Here is a 17,619-nt window from a genome sequence, read left to right as displayed (position 1 = left end):
AGGCTCTTAATCCGTCATAAAGATATCAATTATTTAGGCTTTCAGTCTTTTTTTCTGGAAAAAAACCGTTTATTAGGCCGTCATTCAGCCTCAGCAAGGAAGGAACGTTTAAGTCAAATGGTCCGAGAAACAATCAGGGGACATCGCTGATGAACTTTTCTATAAGGTATATAGATTTATAGAAAAGTTATTTATTGATGAAATATAGGTCTTAAGATGTTAATATATTTGAGTGCTAAAGAAATAGAGTGAAACATGTACATAACAATCAAATAGGAGAAAAAAAGATGGAATATGTTTTTTATGGCTATCCGGCGGCAATGATTGCAATCATTTTAACCGCTTTTTTTGGATGTAAAGCGAGCTCGCGCTTTAAAAAGCCGCTCATCATCATGTGCCTTGCAGCAAACGGCGTTTATATCATCTGGCGGTTCGGATTTACGCTGCCGAGCACCGGCCCTCTCGATACGGCAATGGGGGTGATCCTGCTTGCAACCGAATGCATCGGCTTTTTTCAGCTCGTCATCTTTTATACGCTCGTATGGAAGGAAAAGAAGCGAAGCCCTGTCCCATTACAAGACAAAGATCACCGGCCGACGGTCGATATTTTAATCGCCACGTATAATGAGGAGCGGCACGTGCTGAAAAAAACGGTGTCAGGATGCCTTAATCTCGATTATCCGAAAGAACTGGTGAACGTCTATTTGTGCGATGACGGAAGACGCGCCGATATTCAAAAGCTGGCTGAAGAATTTGGCGTTCACTATTTGACAAGGGAAAGCAACGAGCACGCAAAGGCTGGAAACTTAAATCACGCCATGAGCCGCTCGGAGGGAGAGCTGATCGTCACGATGGACGCCGATATGGTCCCGCTGCCTTCCTTCCTGCAAAAGACGGTCGGCTATTTTCAGGACGAAAAGGTCGCTTTCGTACAAACACCGCAGGCGTTTTATAATGAAGACCCTTACCAGTACAACTTATTTTCCGGAACCAATATCCCGAATGAGCAGGACTTTTTCATGCGAAGGCTGCAAGCGGGAAAAGACAGGTTTAACGCGGTGATGTACGTTGGTTCCAATACCGTTTTCAGAAGAACGGCATTGGAAGAGATCGGCGGTTTTGCAACCGGGGTGATCACGGAGGATATGGCGACGGGAATGCTTTTAGAAACGAAATTTGAAGCCGTTTTTGTCAGTGAAGTGCTGGCGGTCGGTTTGGCGCCTGAAACGTGGACGGATTTGCTGAAACAGCGCGACCGCTGGTGCAGGGGGAACATCCAGTGCGGAAAAAAGTGGAATCCGCTTACGTTAAAAGGGCTTTCTCCTATGCAGCGGGTCCTTTATTTTGACGGCATTCTCTTTTGGTTTTTCGGCGTTTTTAAAATGGTGTACATACTGACTCCGATTTTGTTTTTATTGTGCGGCATCCACAGTCTGGATGCAGACGTCTGGTCGATTACCGCCTTTTGGCTCCCGGCCTTTTTAAGCTCATACCTTTCGTTTAAAGCCGTTTCAGATAGACAGCGCAGCATGAGCTGGAGCCATATCTACGATACGTCAATGGCTCCGCACCTGGCGTTGTCTGCTTTGTCTGAGTTTATCTTTAAAAAGCGTTTTGACTTTAAAGTCACGCCGAAAGGAGTCAGCACAAACCGGCGCACATTCAGATACACGACGGCATATCCGTGTGCGGTTTTGCTTGGATTGACGATTGCGGCTCTCGGCAAAACGCTTTATGATTATCTGTTTCATCAAACGTTTGACATCGATGTGGCATCATATAACTTATTTTGGATGCTGTACAATATGGCGGGCCTTTTTCTGGCGATGCTCGTTGCCTTTGACAGACCGCGATTCAGAAGCTCTGAACGTTTTGCGATCAACAAATCAGCGTCTTTTCGGACGGGCGGTGCAGACCGGGAGCACCCGTGCGAACTGGTGGATGTGAGCGATACCGGCGCTCGAATCAGGCTGCCGTACACGGCTGAAGCAAACATTTATTATGAGGCCGACGCCCTTGAGATCGAGACGGTCGGAAAGATTCCGGTTCAGGTAATCTGGACGACGAAAGACGGGGACGATATCGAAATCGGCCTGCGGTTTCATGGATTGGATAGCGATCTGTATGTGAAGCTGATCGGCTTTTTTCACACGTTTTCCTGCTTTCTTTTCTTTAGGTTACGTTCTTCATATCGGATTGCGGGCGGGAATTTTTTAACATACACGCCACGCTTTGTGAAGCCTCTTGATCCCCTCTTCGATTTCTTTTTCCGAAAGTCCGCCGAATCCGATCATCACCGCCTTCTGCGGGCTGCCGTCACGATTCATCCAAAAATCTGCTACAGGGTAAACCTTTACACCGTGCTGATGAGAATGCTGCTTCTGCTGCTTTTGGCCGTGTCGCTGTATGGATGCTCAAGCCATGAAGCAAGCGGAGAGGAGAAGGAAATGCCGCCGAAAGCAGAGCAAAAAGAGGCTGTGCCGTCAAAAAAGGAAACGGGGCACACACCGGCCTGGATAAAAGTGAAGGGCCCCGCCCGGATTCCGATTTTGATGTACCACAGCATCTCGTCGGGAAACAGCCTGAGGGTGCCCGAAGCCGAGTTCCGCGGACATATGAAATGGCTGAAAGACAACGGCTATTATACGCTGACGCCGGAAGAAGCCTATACCGTTTTGACCGAGGATAAAATGCCGCGTAAAAAATGCGTGCTGATTACGTTTGATGACGGCTATACGGACAATTACACGAAGGCATATCCGATTTTGAAGCAATACGGCATGAAGGCGACGATTTTCATGATCGGAAAATCGATTGACCGCAAGAATCATCTGACGGAAGAACAAATGAAAGAGATGAGCCGAAACGGCATCTCAATTGAAAGCCATACGATCAGCCATCTCGAGCTGAACGGGCTGACGCCGGAGCGGCAATTGAGTGAGATGAGCCGTTCCAAAACATTGTTTGACTCTATGTTCGGCCAACAAACCGTGATGCTGAGCTATCCGGTCGGCCGCTATAATGCGGAGACGCTGAAAATGGCCGGGAAAGCAGGCTACAGGATGGCCGTGACGACAGAGCCCGGGGCGGCGTCGCGCGAACAGGGGCTGTATGCGCTGCATCGCGTCCGCATCTCACCCGGGATGTCTCCGGAAGCATTCGGAAGAACGATTGAACACAACAGGTAATAAGGAAAAGCGGCATTCTCCGCGTATGCCGCCTTCCTTATTTTTTTTCGTTTTGCTCCCCCGGGTTCATGATCAGCCGCAGGTCGGGGCGTATACGATCAGACGGCCGACGGCTTGCCGCCTGGCCAGGTGCGGTTTCGATCACTCTTAAAAATGCGGGCGGTGCAGAAGCCTGACGGACCAGTGTTTTCGTTTCAGCTGTTTTTTTAGGCGATCTTCCGTTTCTGTTATCAAAAAAGAACGAATATAAAATGAACAGAGCGAATAAAACGAGTAAAAATATCATATGGAAAAAACCCCTCCTTGTCATAAATGTCTTCTTTTAATATCGAACAAGTGGGTGGAAAGTTTTATATGTTTTGTATCAAAATTGTTTTTTTGTGACTTTTGTATCGATTGAAGAGTGGGGATCGTTGTCTTAACATCATTCCCAGTCGGAAGTCCGGTTAAACAACTGAATATTGGAGTGAATGGTGAAAGAATGTGAAGGGAATTCCGGAACATGCCCGGCTGACTGCAGCAAATACTGCATCCAGCCAAAGACCCGAGCAGGAGAAGAAGATGGAGAAAGCAGCCGGCATGTCTTAAAAGCCTCCACCGCCGCCATCGCCTCCACCACCGCTGCAATCACCGCCGCTGCAATCACCGCCGCCGCCGTCTCCGAATGAATCGCAGCCGCCTGAGTGATGGCCGTGGGATGAATCAGGACCGCCGGAGAAAAACATCGAAGAACCGCTGTTTCTGTTTTTTTCGTCCGGCGATGTTATGGCGTTGTAGAGGACGAAAAGCGCCAGTATAAAACAAATAGTTCCAATCATGATATGAGAACCCCCTTATCAATATGACTTCTGTTTTTATACGAACAGGCGGTCAAAAAGTTTCGGAGATTTGTAAATTTATAGTTTATAATAGAAAAAACGGCTTATATGCCGTTTTTTCACTGTTTTATCAATTTGCCCCTGACTGCATTCGGCATGTCGCCGGGCTGTACTTCTTCCCATGTCTCTACATATTTTCCCTTCGCATATACCTTTAGGTAGGCGTTTTTTCGAAGGGAGCCGCTGGCGAGGAATGTTACTTCTTTTTCCTTGCCGGCGTCATTATATCCCTCCAGTGTGTACTCATAGCCGCCCGGACTTAGGTGCTTACCTTCTTTGTTGATCTGGACATACACGTTTTCTTTCGGGATGAGCGGATTGAACCGGTCTGTCACATCATTATGAATGAACAGAAAAGAGCCGATGCATACAACAGCCAAACCGGCTGCGATTAAAGAGATTATTTTTTTCATATCTTATCACCTTAAAAATCCTTTTAATTTTTTTAGATAGCTTTTTCGAATGATCATAAAGAATAATAGTTGGAAGATCAGAAACCCGCCTATCGTCATGAAGAGCGGAGCTGTGAAATGACCGAAACTTTGCGACTCGAGCGTCTTCATCGCGAAATAGGTATGAACTGATGCAATCGCGAATGGAAAGAAGAACAGGATGGCCAATTGAATCGTCACGCTCTGCGACATTTCCTCTTCGCTCAGGCCGATTTTTGCAAGCGACCGGTAGCGCTCTTGATCTTCCTCAAGATCGGTAAACAGGCGGAAGTAGAGAAAGCTTCCGGATGCCGTAAAAAAGAGAAGTGCAATAAAGAGTCCGATAAACAGGCTCAGGCTTGGAAGCTGAACAGTATCGAAATAAGAAATGGCCTTTGCGTCAAACTGAAATTGGATATGGCCATAGTTTCCGTATATGCTGTTTTTCAGCGATTGGCTGATATCAAGGCTGTCTTTCCAGCGGCCGTATTTATACCCGTACAATGTGACGGCTTCGCCTTGTTTCTTGAGCTTTTCAAAGGTTTTGCCGTTTACGACAACGATGCTGTCTAACGAAATGAGCGGTTTTTTAAAACCTTTCACTTTCAGCCGTTCATTTGCCGGCTTCAGATCTTTGTTCAGCATGTTCAAGGTCCCGGGAACTTCCGTCTTGTCTTTCGCCTCAAAGGTGCTTGGATAATACAGCGCCTCGCCGTCTTTCAGTTCACCCGAATTTGACTTGAAGTGCTTTCGGAATTCGCTTTCAGAGATCAGGAGCACCGGAGGAACGAGATCTCCCTGGCTATAGCTGATATGGATACCTTTTGTCTCTTCCTTTGTATACGAAAAATGTCCTTCCTTCAGCTTTTGTTCAATCAGCTTAACGTGTGCTTGTTCTTTGGTGTTCCCGCTGTTCGATAAGTACTCCATCCCGTATTGAGAATCCATTTTTCCGAGGGAGGTCTTGTAGATCGCCAATGTGCCTGTGGCGGTAAAGGCGACCGCTGAAATGATACAGACGAGAAAGAACAGGCGGGCATTATCTTTCAGCCGGTAGACAAGATCGGATACCCACAGGACGTTTTTTCCGCGCAAATAAAATGATTTCCGCTTTTTTAACATCCTGAGCAGCCAAATGCTGCTTTGGCTAAAGAAGAAATAAGTCCCGATGATCGTCAGAATTAAGATCGTGACGGCTTGGGGAAAATGGATTTCGTCGGACAATGCAAGCCAGTAGCCGGAGCCGAGGCAGCCGATGCCGATGACCGAAAAGATAAGGGACGGTTTTGGCTCAGGTTTGATTTTCCCGGTGCCCTTGATCAGCTTGACAACGGTTTTTGATTTAATAAACAAGACCGTAAATTGCGACAGCAGAATAAACAGCACGATGAAGCATGCGGCTGTGAGAGCCAGCGCTTTCCAAGGCAGATACAGAGGCAAAGCGTCCATTTCCAGAATATAAGCGCCGACCGTAAAGAAGGTTTTTGCGAAAATCAGACCGCCGATGATCCCTGTAACGATCGAAAGCACGCCGATGATGATATTTTCAGCTGTAATCAGCCTCCTCAATTGACCCGGAGCGATTCCTTGAATGGTGAGTATCCCGAATTCTTTGCTTCTCGACTTGAGAAAGGCGTTTACGGAATAGAGCACAAACAGGATGGAAAAAGCGAAAATCATCCATTCGGCCACCGTCAATCCCCGTTTTGCAATGTTGTTTAAATAGCCTTTTTCCAAAGCGGGGTGGAACAAAAGCATCGCAAAGGTGAAAAAAATCATCACCGAAAACGCGCTGCTTAAAAAGAAGGCGAGATAGGCCCTTTTATTCCGAATGACGTTTTTATAAGCGAACTGTAGAAAGGTCATTGGCGTTTCCTCCCAGCATGGACAGCACATTCAAAATCTCTTCATAAAATACTTGGCGGTTGGCGCCGCGATGAATTTCGTTGAATAATGTTCCGTCTTTAATAAAAATGACGCGGCGGCAGTAGCTTGCGGCTACAGGGTCATGCGTGACCATCAATATCGTGGCATTGTCGTTTTCGTTAAGATGCTGCATCGTTTCCATCACGTCTTTTGACGCCTTGGAATCGAGGTTTCCCGTCGGTTCATCAGCGAGGATGAGGGCAGGTTGATGAATGACAGCTCTTGCGATGGCTGCGCGCTGTTTTTGTCCGCCGGATATTTCAAACGTCCGTTTATTGAGAAGGGCCTCGATGCCGAGCTTTTCAGCAATCGCCTGAAGCTTTTCTTCCATGACGGAAGGCGGTTTATTTTCAAGCGTTAACGGCAGCATGATGTTTTCGCCGAGCGTCAGCGTATCCAGCAAATTAAAATCCTGGAATACGAATCCGAGCTGCTTGCGGCGAAAGCGGGCGAGTTTCGCCCTTTTTAGATGATGCGGGTCTTCTCCGCGGATCAAAATGTCGCCGGAATCGGGGCGGTCAATGGTTGATATCATATTGAGCAGCGTCGTTTTTCCAGACCCGGAAGGTCCCATAATAGCCGTGAATTCGCCGTCCTCGACATTGAATGAAATATTTTTTAACGCCTGATGAGAGACTTGTCCTTTATATGTTTTATTGATGTTTTTAACGACCAGCATATCAGTCATCATAATCCTCCTTCTTTGCTCTGTGTCGGTGGGGATAAAAAAATCCTCCTTGAAAAAGAATGTTTCTGCAAACACATCTTATCAAGGAGGATGAGGAAGAGCTATGCGGTTTTATTAAAGAAGACTTACATTTTTGTAAGGAACGAAAATTGAAAGGCTGTCCCTTTTCCGTCTTCAGAAGCAATGCTTACATCATGATCGAGCTTTTCGGCAATCTCTTTTACAAGATAGAGGCCCATGCCCGTCGATTCCTGAAAACGCCGCCCGTTTTCCCCGGTGTAATATGGTTCGAATACCCGCTTTACATCCTGGGAAGGAATTCCGACCCCGTAGTCTTTTATTTCCAAGACGATCCGTTCATCTTGACGGAATATCGTCATATCGATGCGGTCGCTTTTCCCCGCCGAATACTTTACGGCATTTGTGATGACCTGTCCGATTGCGAACCTGAGCCATTTCCGGTCCGTATAAATGACGGCGTCTTCAGCGGGCAGGTGTGTTTTCGGATATACGCGGTGCTGAATAAAGTAGCGTTTATAATGCTGAATTAACGATTGCAGCAGATTTTCAAGAGACACAGCTTCAATTTTAAAATCCCTTTCAAACAGGTCAAGCCTTGAAGAGTAGAGGAGCGTTTCCAGTCCGTATTCAATCTGCTGGACTTCTTTTTTGATTTGTTTAAAAATGGGCTCATCCTCTTCCTGAATGATCAGATTGATGACGGAAAGCGGGGTTTTCACCTGATGCACCCATTGATTCATGTAGGTCACCCTGTCTTCCAGCCTGGATTCCATTTCATGAATTTTGCGGTGCTGAAACCGGCTTAGCTCCATATGTTTTTCATACAGCTCTGAGCAAAATTCAGACGTCCCCAAAAAAGGAATTTCCGTATCTTGTTGTTCAGAGCCGAGCCATTGATAGACTCTGTGTTCTTGATACCATTTGTACGACAGATAAAGCGCCAGCGCCAGAAGCTGAACGCCGAGGACGTAAAAAAGGTGTGTAAAAGACTGCATGCCGGCAAACCAATAGTAAAAAAACACGAATCCGCCCTGAAGAAGGAATAGAAGGATAAGAACGGCATGGTTTTTTAGAAAAAGCTTCATGACCTCGCCCTCAGCTGATACCCTTCGCCCCGCACTGATTCAATCGAAAAGGGCACGTCCATGCCCCGCAATTTTTTGCGAAGTCTCGCAATATAGACATTTAACGTGTTTTCATCCACAAATGTATCGGTTTCCCATGTCTTTTCCATTAACCGGTCTCTGCTTGTCACCTTTTCTCCTCTTTCAAGCAGCACTTCCAGGAGTCTGCTTTCCTTTTTTGAAAGCTCGTGCTTCTTATCCCGGAAGCGCAGTTCAAATCGTTCGACAAACAACTGAACGCCTTCGAATTCAACCACTTTTTCCCCTTGTTTTACCGCATATTCGCCAAAGGCCCTGCGAATCTGGCTTTTAATTTTCGCAAGCACCACCTCATAGGAAAAAGGCTTCTCTATATAATCATCGCCGCCGTTTTCAATCGCCATGACCTGATCCATTTCCCCGCTTCTGGCAGAAATGAAAATGATCGGACAAGTCGAATGCTGGCGGATTTGACGGCACCAATAGTACCCGTCGTATGCCGGCAAATTGATATCAAGCAACACCAAATCAGGTTTCTCTTCCAAAAAAGTATCGAGGATAGTTGTGAAATCATGCGTTGTAACGGTGTTATATCCGTACTTTTCTAAATAATTTTGCAATAGCTGCCGAATGTCTTCGCTGTCTTCGACAATCATGATTTTCGTCATACGAAACACTCCCATAAACAAACGTTCCGTTCCCGGACGATTGATCTTTCATGCTTAAGAATATCATAAAAAGATATTTTTCATGTGAGCGTTTTATTTTTTGCACACCAAATCATGCTTATTCTGTTTCTGTAGGTTAAAATAGGAATAGACGACCGTAATGTAAAAAGGAGAGGATCAAATGGCAACATATAGAGGTTATATCGGAACATATACAAAAGCAGACAGCAAAGGAATCTATACGTTTGAACTTGATACCGACAAAAAAGCGCTGAGCACGCCAAAGCTTGCGGCAAAGCTGGGCAGTCCGACATATCTCAATATCGCCAAAGACAATAGCATGCTCTATGCGGTGATCAATGACGGTGAACAAGGCGGTGTTGCCGCCTACCGGATTGACGGGAATACAGGTGATCTGCATTTCGTCAACAAGCAAACCGCAGACGGCCCGTCGCCGTGCCATGTCAGCGTCGACAGCGCCAATCAGTATGTGCTTTCCGCCAATTATCACAGCGGAACGATTGCATCCTATACTTTAGATGGAGACGGCAGCTTGGATGCTCCCGCTTCAGAGGTGCAGCATAAAGGATCCGGCCCGCATGAAAGACAGGAGAAGGCGCATGCGCACTATTCTGGTTTTACCCCTGACGAAAACTATGCGGTAGCCGTTGATCTAGGAATTGACCGGGTGATCACCTATCAACTGAAGGAAGGAAAGCTGGAGGAAGTGAAGTCGCTCGCTGTCGCGCCTGGTTCCGGTCCCCGGCATATCGAGTTTCATCCGAAAGAAAAGTACGCGTATGTGCTGACAGAGCTGAGCAATGAAGTTATCGTTCTCGAATATAACCCCGGCCTTGGAGAATTTCGCGAAGTGCAAGTCATTTCCGCCTTGCCTGATGGCTTTGACGGAAAAAGCCAGGGCGGCGCGATTCACGTCACGCGCGACGGCAAATTTGTCTACGCTTCAAACCGCGGACACGACAGCATCGCCGTGTTTGCCGTAAATGAATACTCAGACGAGCTTTCCTTGATCGAGCATGTCTCTACAGAAGGTGAATGGCCGCGCGACTTTGCATTTGATCCTACGGAAGGTTTTTTGATCGCCTCCAACCAGGAAACAGGAACGCTGACATTATATGAAAGAAACGAATCGACGGGCACGCTGACGCTGCTGCAGTCCAACATCCCCGCTCCTGAAGCGGTCTGCGTAAAGTTCTTGCATCGCTTAAATTAAAAAAACTTGATTGGCGATTTTCGGCCAATCAAGTTTTTTTGTATAAAAAGGACAGCCCCCGCTCATTCAGCATCAAGCTGTTTTTTGACTTTGATGAACGCGACCATCTGCCTGATGTCTTCTTCAGAAAGAAGCGCCCCGTCAACCGCCAGTTTGTGCTTGCCCCAATTCGTCAATTCAATTGGTTCGTTTTTGCTCTTCCCATCCCGTGGGTCGTCGATTCTGCCGAGCAAGTAGTCGGTTGAGGTTCCGAATAAATCAGCGATTTCGATAAGCGCCTCCAATGAAGGGCGGCGATAGCCGGATTCATACCCCGCATAGGTGCTTTTCGCAATACCGAGGCGGTCGGCTGTATATTGCAATGACCATTTCTTATTTTTTCTCAGTGTTGTTAATCGATCTAAATTCATATCTTCCGCTCCTTTTGATACACAGTGATTATAGCACATTATGAGCAAAAGTGTACGCGAAATGAATAATCTTTCTTGATTATTTCACATTTGAGGACTATAATTGCAATGAAGGTACGCATAAAGCGTATACAATGCTTATCTGTCGGCCTTTTTGCTCTATATGATCATGCTTTAAAACGTTAAAATACTTCTTAGAGAGGTGTAGCATATGAAAAAGTTACTGCTGCTAACCACCGGCGGGACGATCGCTTCAGTAGAAGGAGAAAACGGGCTCGCTCCGGGGGTTAAAGCGGAAGAGCTTCTCAGCTATTTATCTGATGACCATAAAAATTATACGATAGATTGCCAATCTTTAATGGACATAGACAGTACAAACATGCAGCCTGAACATTGGGTGAAAATGGCTGAAGCGGTATATGAGAACTACGGCCGCTACGACGGGTTTGTCATCACCCATGGTACCGATACGATGGCCTATACGTCAGCTGCGCTTTCCTATATGCTGCAAAACGTCGATAAGCCGATCGTTATCACGGGTTCACAGGTGCCGATTACATTTAAGAAGACAGATGCAAAGAAAAATATTAAAGATGCTGTCCGCTTTGCCTCAGACGGCATCGGCGGGGTGTACGTCGTCTTTGACGGCCGTGTCATTTTAGGAACGAGAGCGATCAAATTAAGAACGAAAAGCTATGATGCTTTTGAAAGCATCAACTATCCTTATATCGCGTTCATCCACGATCAGGAGATCGAGTACAACAAACGGGTTCCTGAAGCAAAGCAAGAGCCGATTGCGTTCGATACTTCTTTAAATACCGACGTTTGTCTGATCAAGCTGCATCCCGGCTTGAAGCCGGAGTTCCTCGATTGTCTGAAAGGCTCTTATAAAGGCGTCGTCATTGAGAGCTACGGCAGCGGCGGCATTCCGTTTGAGAAACGGAATATTTTGGACAAGGTCAATGAACTGATCGATTCCGGAATCGTCGTCGTCATCACGACGCAATGCCTTGAAGAAGGAGAGGATATGAGCATTTATGAAGTCGGCCGCAGAGTCAACCAGGATGCCGTTATCCGATCAAGAAACATGAACACCGAAGCGATCGTGCCTAAGCTGATGTGGGCTTTAGGGAAAAATGGAGACCCGCATGAGGTCAAAAAAATCATGGAAACGCCAATTGCAGACGATATCATTATTTAAACAGAAAGCAGGGTTAACAAATGAATCAGACCGCATATCGGACAGAGAAGGATTTTCTCGGAGAGAAGAACATCCCGGCGGATGTCTACTATGGTATTCAAACATTACGGGCAGCAGAAAATTTTCCGATTACCGGATATAAAATTCATGAGGAAATGATCAAGGCGCTGGCCGTGGTCAAAAAAGCGGCCGCACTTGCCAACATGGAGACGAAGCGTCTCTATAAAGGACTCGGGGATGCGATTGTCCAGGCAGCTGACGAGATCATCGAAGGCAAGCTGCACGATCAATTTATCGTCGATCCGATTCAGGGCGGCGCCGGCACGTCCATGAACATGAATGCGAATGAAGTCATCGGAAACCGCGCGCTTGAACTGCTCGGCCATCAAAAAGGAGAATATATTCACTTAAGTCCGAACACGCACGTCAACATGTCACAGTCGACAAATGACGTGTTTCCGACGGCCATTCACATTTCAACGCTGAAATTGCTTGAAAAGCTGCTCGATACGATGGAGTACATGCTGGGCGCCTTCAAGAAAAAAGCGAGTGAATTCGATCATGTCATCAAAATGGGGCGCACCCATCTCCAGGATGCTGTTCCGATTCGCCTCGGTCAGGAGTTTGAAGCATACAGCCGCGTGATCGAACGCGACATCAAGCGGATTAAACAGTCGCGTCAGCATTTATATGAAGTCAATATGGGCGCAACTGCAGTAGGAACGGGATTAAACGCAGATCCGCGCTACATTGAAAATGTCGTCAAGCATCTGGCAGATATCAGCGGCCTCCCGCTCGTCGGCGCCGACCACCTCGTCGATGCGACGCAGAATACGGACGCTTATACAGAAGTATCGGCAGCATTGAAAGTCTGCATGATGAACATGTCCAAAATCGCAAACGATTTAAGGCTGATGGCATCCGGCCCGCGCGCAGGACTGGCGGAGATTTCCCTGCCGGCGAGACAGCCGGGGTCATCGATCATGCCGGGGAAAGTCAATCCGGTCATGGCCGAGCTGATCAACCAGATTGCCTTCCAGGTGATCGGGAACGACCACACGATTTGCCTGGCTTCTGAAGCCGGACAGCTCGAACTGAATGTTATGGAGCCTGTGCTCGTGTTTAACCTTCTTCAATCGATCAGCATCATGAACAACGGATTCCGTTCATTTACAGATCACTGTGTGACAGGTATTGAAGCAAACGAAAAACGCCTGAAAGCATATGTCGAAAAAAGCGCCGGCGTCATTACTGCCGTAAACCCTCACCTCGGCTATGAAGCGGCCGCAAGAATCGCGAGGGAAGCGATTTTAACGGGCCAATCAGTACGCGATCTGTGTCTGCAAAATGACGTTTTGACAGAAGAAGAGCTAGATCTGATTTTGAACCCTTATGAAATGACGAAACCGGGTATTGCCGGGGCTGAACTTTTAAATCGGGATTAATAAAAAAGGCAGGCGGAAACACGCTGAAAGCATTTTACCGGGATAGAAAAACAGGGTGTTTCCGCTTGCAACTAAAAATTTTGGGGGAGTAAGGATACCATGGGGAAAATAGGATATCATCTTGTCTTTTTTCATGGTATACTTGCTCTGTTAGTTAAATTTTTAGGAAAAAATTGAGTAGAATTTACTATTTTGAAGTAGCTTTTTTGTAAGCGTTTCAAAAACAAGGGGGACTCCAGGTTGAAAGAAGCACGGTTACCATCAATGGTAGAAATCATCATTGTATTAGGTGCATTTTTAGCAATCGTTTGTTCGTTTACAGTAAAATTTAATTTGCCGATACAGTTGGCACTATTCATATCATGGTTTTTGGTGATTTTGCTCGGGCTGCGCCTGGGACACCGTTATGAAGATTTGCAGAAGTCGATTACAACAGGGATTACCAACGGTCTTGAAGCGATATTAATCCTCATTGCAGTCGGCGCTCTGATCGGCACGTGGATAGCCGGCGGAGTTGTTCCGACTTTAATCTATTACGGGCTCGAATTTATTCATCCGAGCATATTCCTGCTTGCCACGCTCATTATTTGTTCGATTACGTCTGTTGCGACAGGTACGTCATGGGGAACCGTCGGTACGGCCGGAATTGCGATGATGGCGATCGGGGAAGGTCTGGGACTGCCCCTTCCGCTCGTAGCCGGCGCCGTTTTATCAGGTGCCTATTTTGGCGATAAATTATCACCGCTTTCAGACAGTACGGTGCTTGCTTCATCTTTATCAAAAGTCGAAGTCATCTCTCACGTAAGGGCGATGCTGTATTTATCGATTCCCGCATATATCATCACAGCGGTGCTCTTTACCGTTACGGGATTTATCTACGGAGGCAAGAACGTTGATTTGGAGAAAGTCGAGTTTTTGAAAAAGTTGCTGCAGAACACGTTTGACATTCATATTTGGATGCTTGTTCCGGCAATCGTCGTCATCGTTCTTCTGGCGATGAGAAAGCCTTCCGTACCGACGATTGCAATCGGTGCTCTCTTGGGAGCCATCTGGGCGGCTGTATTCCAGGGAATGAATTTTTCCGATGCGCTCGGAACAGCGTACAGCGGTTTTTCAATTGATACCGGCATTAAATTTATGGACCAGCTTCTGAACCGCGGAGGAATCGAGGGAATGCTCAGCTCTGTTGTCGTCATTATCCTCGGCCTTGGATTTGGAGGACTTTTGGAACATTTAGGCGTTTTGAAAGTAATTGTGTCCAAGTTCCAGAAAAAGCTGACATCTGCTGGAAACGTAACGCTTTCGACGCTCATTGTCGCCTTTTTAGGGAACGTGTTTGGCTGCGCTATGTACGTTTCGCTGATTTTAACGCCGAAGATCATGGAGAAAAGCTATGACAAGCTCCGCATCGATCGGAGGGTGCTGTCAAGAAACGCCGAGGTCGGAGGGACCATGACGTCGGGGATGGTGCCTTGGTCAGACAACGGGATTTATATGGCCGGAATTTTAGGCATCTCCACCTTCAGTTACTTGCCGTTCATGTGGATGAGCTTCGTTTCAGTCGGACTCGCGATTTTGTACGGATATACCGGGAAATTCATCTGGTATACGGATCAAAAGGATTCATCGGTGCAGTAGCAGCTGATAACAAATCATTGGAGGTATTCTGTGATGAATGGCAAAAATATTATTCGCAATTTAATGATCGAAATTCCTTCAGCACCCGGAAACCTTGGAAAAGTGACCACGGCGATCGGCCTGGCGGGCGGTGATATCGGAGAGATCGAGACGATCAAGGTCGGGCCGCATTATACGATGAGGAGCATCACGGTTCAAGTCGAGCATGAAGAACAGCTGACCGAAATTCTTGATGTGATCCGCAATTTAAAGGACGGCATTCATCTTCATACCGTTTCTGACGACGTCCTTTCCGCTCACGAAGGCGGAAAGATTCACATGAAGAGCAAAATGCCGATCAGGTCGCTCGCAGACTTGAGACGGGTGTATACGCCAGGGGTCGCCAATGTGTGCGAAATTATTAAAGAAGAACCGCAAAAAGCAAAGATTTACACTGGAATCGGCAATTCGGTGGCCATCGTGACGGACGGAACCGCCATTCTCGGCCTAGGGGACATCGGCCCTGTCGCCGGAATGCCGGTCATGGAAGGAAAAGCCGCTCTTTTTGACCAGCTCGCCGGAATCAGCGGCATCCCGATATTGCTTGATACGAAAAATCCTGATGAGATCGTCCAGACGGTGAAAAACATCGCGCCGGGATTCAACGGGATCTTGCTCGAAGATATCGGTTCTCCGCATTGTTTTGAAGTCGAGGAGCGCCTGAAGCAGGAACTGGACATCCCTGTGATGCATGATGATCAGCACGGTACTGCCGTTGTTACGCTTGCGGCGGCGATTTCGGCAGCTAAAAGCGCGGGAGTCGACCTGAAGCAGGCGCACGTCGGCCAAATCGGCCTCGGCGCCGCGGGCGTTGCCATCTGCCGGATGTTTATGGCATACGGAGTGAAACGGGTCGTCGGAACAGATAAATCGATGGAAGCAATGGCCCGCTTGGAGAATTACGGAGGACACGCAGCTGAAAGCATTGAAGAGCTGATGGAAAGCTGCGACATCGTTATCGCGACGACGGGCGTTCCGGGGCTGATCGATAAAAAATGGGTTCGCGAAGGCCAGGTGATTCTGGCTCTGTCCAATCCGAAGCCTGAGATTGAGCCGGAAGAAGCGCTCAAGGCGGGAGCGGCTTACGCTGCAGACGGGCGGTCTGTCAATAATGTTCTCGGATTCCCGGGCATTTTCAGAGGCGCGTTGAATGCAAGAGCAGAATCGATCACACATCCGATGCTCGTGGCCGCAGCCGAGGCCATTGCCTCCTGTACAAAACAAGGCGATTTAGTACCCGATCCGCTGAACCCCGACGTTCATGAGATTGTCGCCGAAGCCGTGGAAAGAGCAACGCTTTCGAGCGGGAGATAATACGGACGGCAGCTGCTTTATCGTAAGACAGATAAGGCGGCTGCCGTTTTTCTTGCAAAAATTAAGGGCGGTTCGACGGATTGGAAATGAATGTACAAGAGATTCGGCTTCGTAAAGATCCAATGGTTATGCAAAGCGCTGATGATGAGTCCCTGATCGGCAAGCCTTTTTGTAAAAAGAGGGATTTCTTCAGGCAAAATGGCGATTTCCGCCATATTCAAGGCGATTCCGTGTTGATCCAGCGACTCGAACATCACTTCTTTCATCGCAATTCCCCGGCTCAGCCTTCCCTGAACAGAGACGTTCATATTCCGTTTTATACTGACAGAACAAACACCGTGCTCCACCCTTGCCTCTCCATTCAATATTTGCCCAAATTGCCGGCAAAGCGTATGAAAACTTTGCATGGTCGAACCCTCCATTTTAAAAAGTAGTAAGATTTTATGAGTCTCCCCATCTTTTCATACCGCTTTTTGCAAATGGAAACTGCCGCTCCTACTTGATCATGTCTTCTGTTTGCGGCCTGTTCGCGAAGTGGTACATGAAGCCCATCATAAAAGCTCCGCCGACGATGTTCCCCAATGTAACGGGGATTAAATTGCGAACCGCCCCATATAACGAAATGGTGTCCGGATGGTCAGTCACCAAAGCGACGGCGAAGGTGGCCATGTTGGCAATGCTGTGCTCATATCCGGAAATAAAGAAACAAAACACAAACAGCATCATGGAGAACATTTTTGCACCGTCTCCTTTTTGGGACATCGGAATAAAAAAGGCAAGACAGACAAGCCAGTTGCAAAGAATCGCCCTGAAAAACAGTTCTGTCATCGGCGAATTCATCTTATGTTCGGCCGCGCTCAGCAAAAAGCTGTTGACGGACGAATCCTTGAACAATCCCGTTGAGAAAATGAGGCCTGCGAATAAGATGGCGCCCATGAAATTTCCCGCATAACTGAACAGCCACATCCCGATGGCATCAAACCAGCGCATTTTTTTGCGAAGCGCCGCAAATGTATAATAAAACGTGTTTCCCGTAAATAAATCTCCCCCGCCGTAGACAATCAGAATAATGGCTCCCCCAAACGTAACCGCGGCAATTGGATATGTGAACGGAGACTGTTCAAGATAAAAGAAATTCCCCGTTTTAAATGCGACGATCACGCCAAACCCGATGAACATGCTTGCCAGCATGGATCGCAAAAAATAGCGAAGCGGGCTCTCTTTAAAGATGCTGCATTTTTTCAATGCGAGCTCTTCCACTAACATGAGCGATTTAGTTTCCATGTTGTACCACCACCATGAAGTAAGGATCTTAGATTACGAACATAAGTATAGCAGGATATTGTGAAACATTTCACAATATCTGTGGATTTTATGTGAACAAATAATCGGGTAAAATCGTCCATAAGTATGAGAAAGTAAAGACAGCCGATCG

16 protein-coding genes and 1 pseudogene are annotated in these 17,619 nt (G+C 47.1%); 7 read left to right on the top strand and 10 right to left on the bottom strand.

Annotated elements, in window-relative coordinates:
- Positions 1–287: 287 nt before the first annotated feature.
- Together MHB78_RS23155 and MHB78_RS23150 are read left to right on the top strand one after the other, a co-directional pair.
- Positions 288–2,126: pseudogene (locus tag MHB78_RS23155) on the top strand (glycosyltransferase); the annotation flags it as partial.
- Between the two features lie 240 nt (positions 2,127–2,366).
- A complete protein-coding gene (locus MHB78_RS23150) occupies positions 2,367–3,188 on the top strand; it encodes a polysaccharide deacetylase family protein (RefSeq protein WP_082094029.1) in 822 nt (273 codons plus the stop codon).
- Between the two features lie 37 nt (positions 3,189–3,225).
- Here MHB78_RS23150 and MHB78_RS23145 read toward each other — a convergent pair whose 3' ends face one another.
- From MHB78_RS23145 to MHB78_RS23115, 7 genes are all read right to left on the bottom strand, one after another.
- Positions 3,226–3,474: a hypothetical protein gene (locus MHB78_RS23145; protein WP_046129354.1), complete on the bottom strand. Its 249-nt coding sequence runs from the start codon at positions 3,472–3,474 to the stop codon at positions 3,226–3,228.
- A 298-nt stretch (positions 3,475–3,772) separates the two neighbouring features.
- A complete protein-coding gene (locus MHB78_RS23140; RefSeq protein ID WP_052948494.1) occupies positions 3,773–4,006 on the bottom strand; it encodes a hypothetical protein in 234 nt (77 codons plus the stop codon).
- A 119-nt stretch (positions 4,007–4,125) separates the two neighbouring features.
- Positions 4,126–4,479 carry a YxeA family protein gene (locus MHB78_RS23135; RefSeq protein WP_046129355.1) on the bottom strand — a complete coding sequence of 118 codons (354 nt, stop codon included), beginning with the start codon at positions 4,477–4,479 and terminating at the stop codon, positions 4,126–4,128.
- Between the two features lie 6 nt (positions 4,480–4,485).
- Positions 4,486–6,363, bottom strand: a complete 1,878-nt coding sequence (locus MHB78_RS23130; RefSeq protein WP_046129356.1) for an ABC transporter permease — start codon at positions 6,361–6,363, stop codon at positions 4,486–4,488.
- Positions 6,338–7,111 carry an ABC transporter ATP-binding protein gene (locus MHB78_RS23125; protein WP_046129357.1) on the bottom strand — a complete coding sequence of 258 codons (774 nt, stop codon included), beginning with the start codon at positions 7,109–7,111 and terminating at the stop codon, positions 6,338–6,340. The genes MHB78_RS23130 and MHB78_RS23125 overlap by 26 nt, the downstream gene beginning before the upstream one ends.
- A 125-nt stretch (positions 7,112–7,236) precedes the next feature.
- A complete protein-coding gene (locus tag MHB78_RS23120) occupies positions 7,237–8,217 on the bottom strand; it encodes a HAMP domain-containing histidine kinase (RefSeq protein ID WP_046129358.1) in 981 nt (326 codons plus the stop codon).
- The gene (locus MHB78_RS23115; protein ID WP_046129359.1) at positions 8,214–8,903 is read right to left on the bottom strand and encodes a response regulator transcription factor; all 690 of its coding nucleotides are present in this window, start codon (positions 8,901–8,903) and stop codon (positions 8,214–8,216) included. The genes MHB78_RS23120 and MHB78_RS23115 overlap by 4 nt, the downstream gene beginning before the upstream one ends.
- Before the next feature lie 181 nt (positions 8,904–9,084).
- On the opposite strand from MHB78_RS23115, the gene MHB78_RS23110 reads away from it, so the two are divergent.
- Positions 9,085–10,137: a lactonase family protein gene (locus MHB78_RS23110; RefSeq protein ID WP_046129360.1), complete on the top strand. Its 1,053-nt coding sequence runs from the start codon at positions 9,085–9,087 to the stop codon at positions 10,135–10,137.
- Between the two features lie 62 nt (positions 10,138–10,199).
- Here the strand turns inward: MHB78_RS23110 and MHB78_RS23105 are convergent, their stop codons facing one another.
- Positions 10,200–10,547, bottom strand: a complete 348-nt coding sequence (locus tag MHB78_RS23105; RefSeq protein WP_046129361.1) for a helix-turn-helix transcriptional regulator — start codon at positions 10,545–10,547, stop codon at positions 10,200–10,202.
- A gap of 211 nt (positions 10,548–10,758) precedes the next feature.
- On the opposite strand from MHB78_RS23105, the gene MHB78_RS23100 reads away from it, so the two are divergent.
- From MHB78_RS23100 to MHB78_RS23085, 4 genes are all read left to right on the top strand, one after another.
- A complete protein-coding gene (locus MHB78_RS23100; protein WP_065894701.1) occupies positions 10,759–11,748 on the top strand; it encodes an asparaginase in 990 nt (329 codons plus the stop codon).
- Positions 11,749–11,768: 20 nt separating this feature from the next.
- On the top strand, positions 11,769–13,193 hold the full coding sequence (gene aspA / locus MHB78_RS23095; RefSeq protein ID WP_046129363.1) for an aspartate ammonia-lyase: 1,425 nt from the start codon (positions 11,769–11,771) through the stop codon (positions 13,191–13,193).
- A 240-nt stretch (positions 13,194–13,433) separates the two neighbouring features.
- Entirely contained in the window at positions 13,434–14,831 is a 1,398-nt protein-coding gene (nhaC, locus tag MHB78_RS23090; RefSeq protein ID WP_046129364.1) for a Na+/H+ antiporter NhaC, read from the top strand.
- A 33-nt stretch (positions 14,832–14,864) separates the two neighbouring features.
- Positions 14,865–16,184 carry a malic enzyme-like NAD(P)-binding protein gene (locus tag MHB78_RS23085; RefSeq protein WP_046129365.1) on the top strand — a complete coding sequence of 440 codons (1,320 nt, stop codon included), beginning with the start codon at positions 14,865–14,867 and terminating at the stop codon, positions 16,182–16,184.
- A gap of 17 nt (positions 16,185–16,201) precedes the next feature.
- Here MHB78_RS23085 and MHB78_RS23080 read toward each other — a convergent pair whose 3' ends face one another.
- Both MHB78_RS23080 and MHB78_RS23075 read right to left on the bottom strand, forming a co-directional pair.
- Entirely contained in the window at positions 16,202–16,591 is a 390-nt protein-coding gene (locus MHB78_RS23080; protein ID WP_046129366.1) for a DUF1259 domain-containing protein, read from the bottom strand.
- Between the two features lie 88 nt (positions 16,592–16,679).
- Positions 16,680–17,468: a formate/nitrite transporter family protein gene (locus MHB78_RS23075; protein ID WP_046129367.1), complete on the bottom strand. Its 789-nt coding sequence runs from the start codon at positions 17,466–17,468 to the stop codon at positions 16,680–16,682.
- Positions 17,469–17,619 lie beyond the last annotated feature (151 nt).

Source organism: Bacillus sp. FSL K6-0138, from assembly GCF_037982765.1.
Taxonomy (GTDB): Bacteria; Bacillota; Bacilli; order Bacillales; family Bacillaceae; genus Bacillus; species Bacillus glycinifermentans.
Note: the sequence above shows the minus strand (reverse complement) of the source record. Positions and strands in the feature narration are given on the sequence as shown.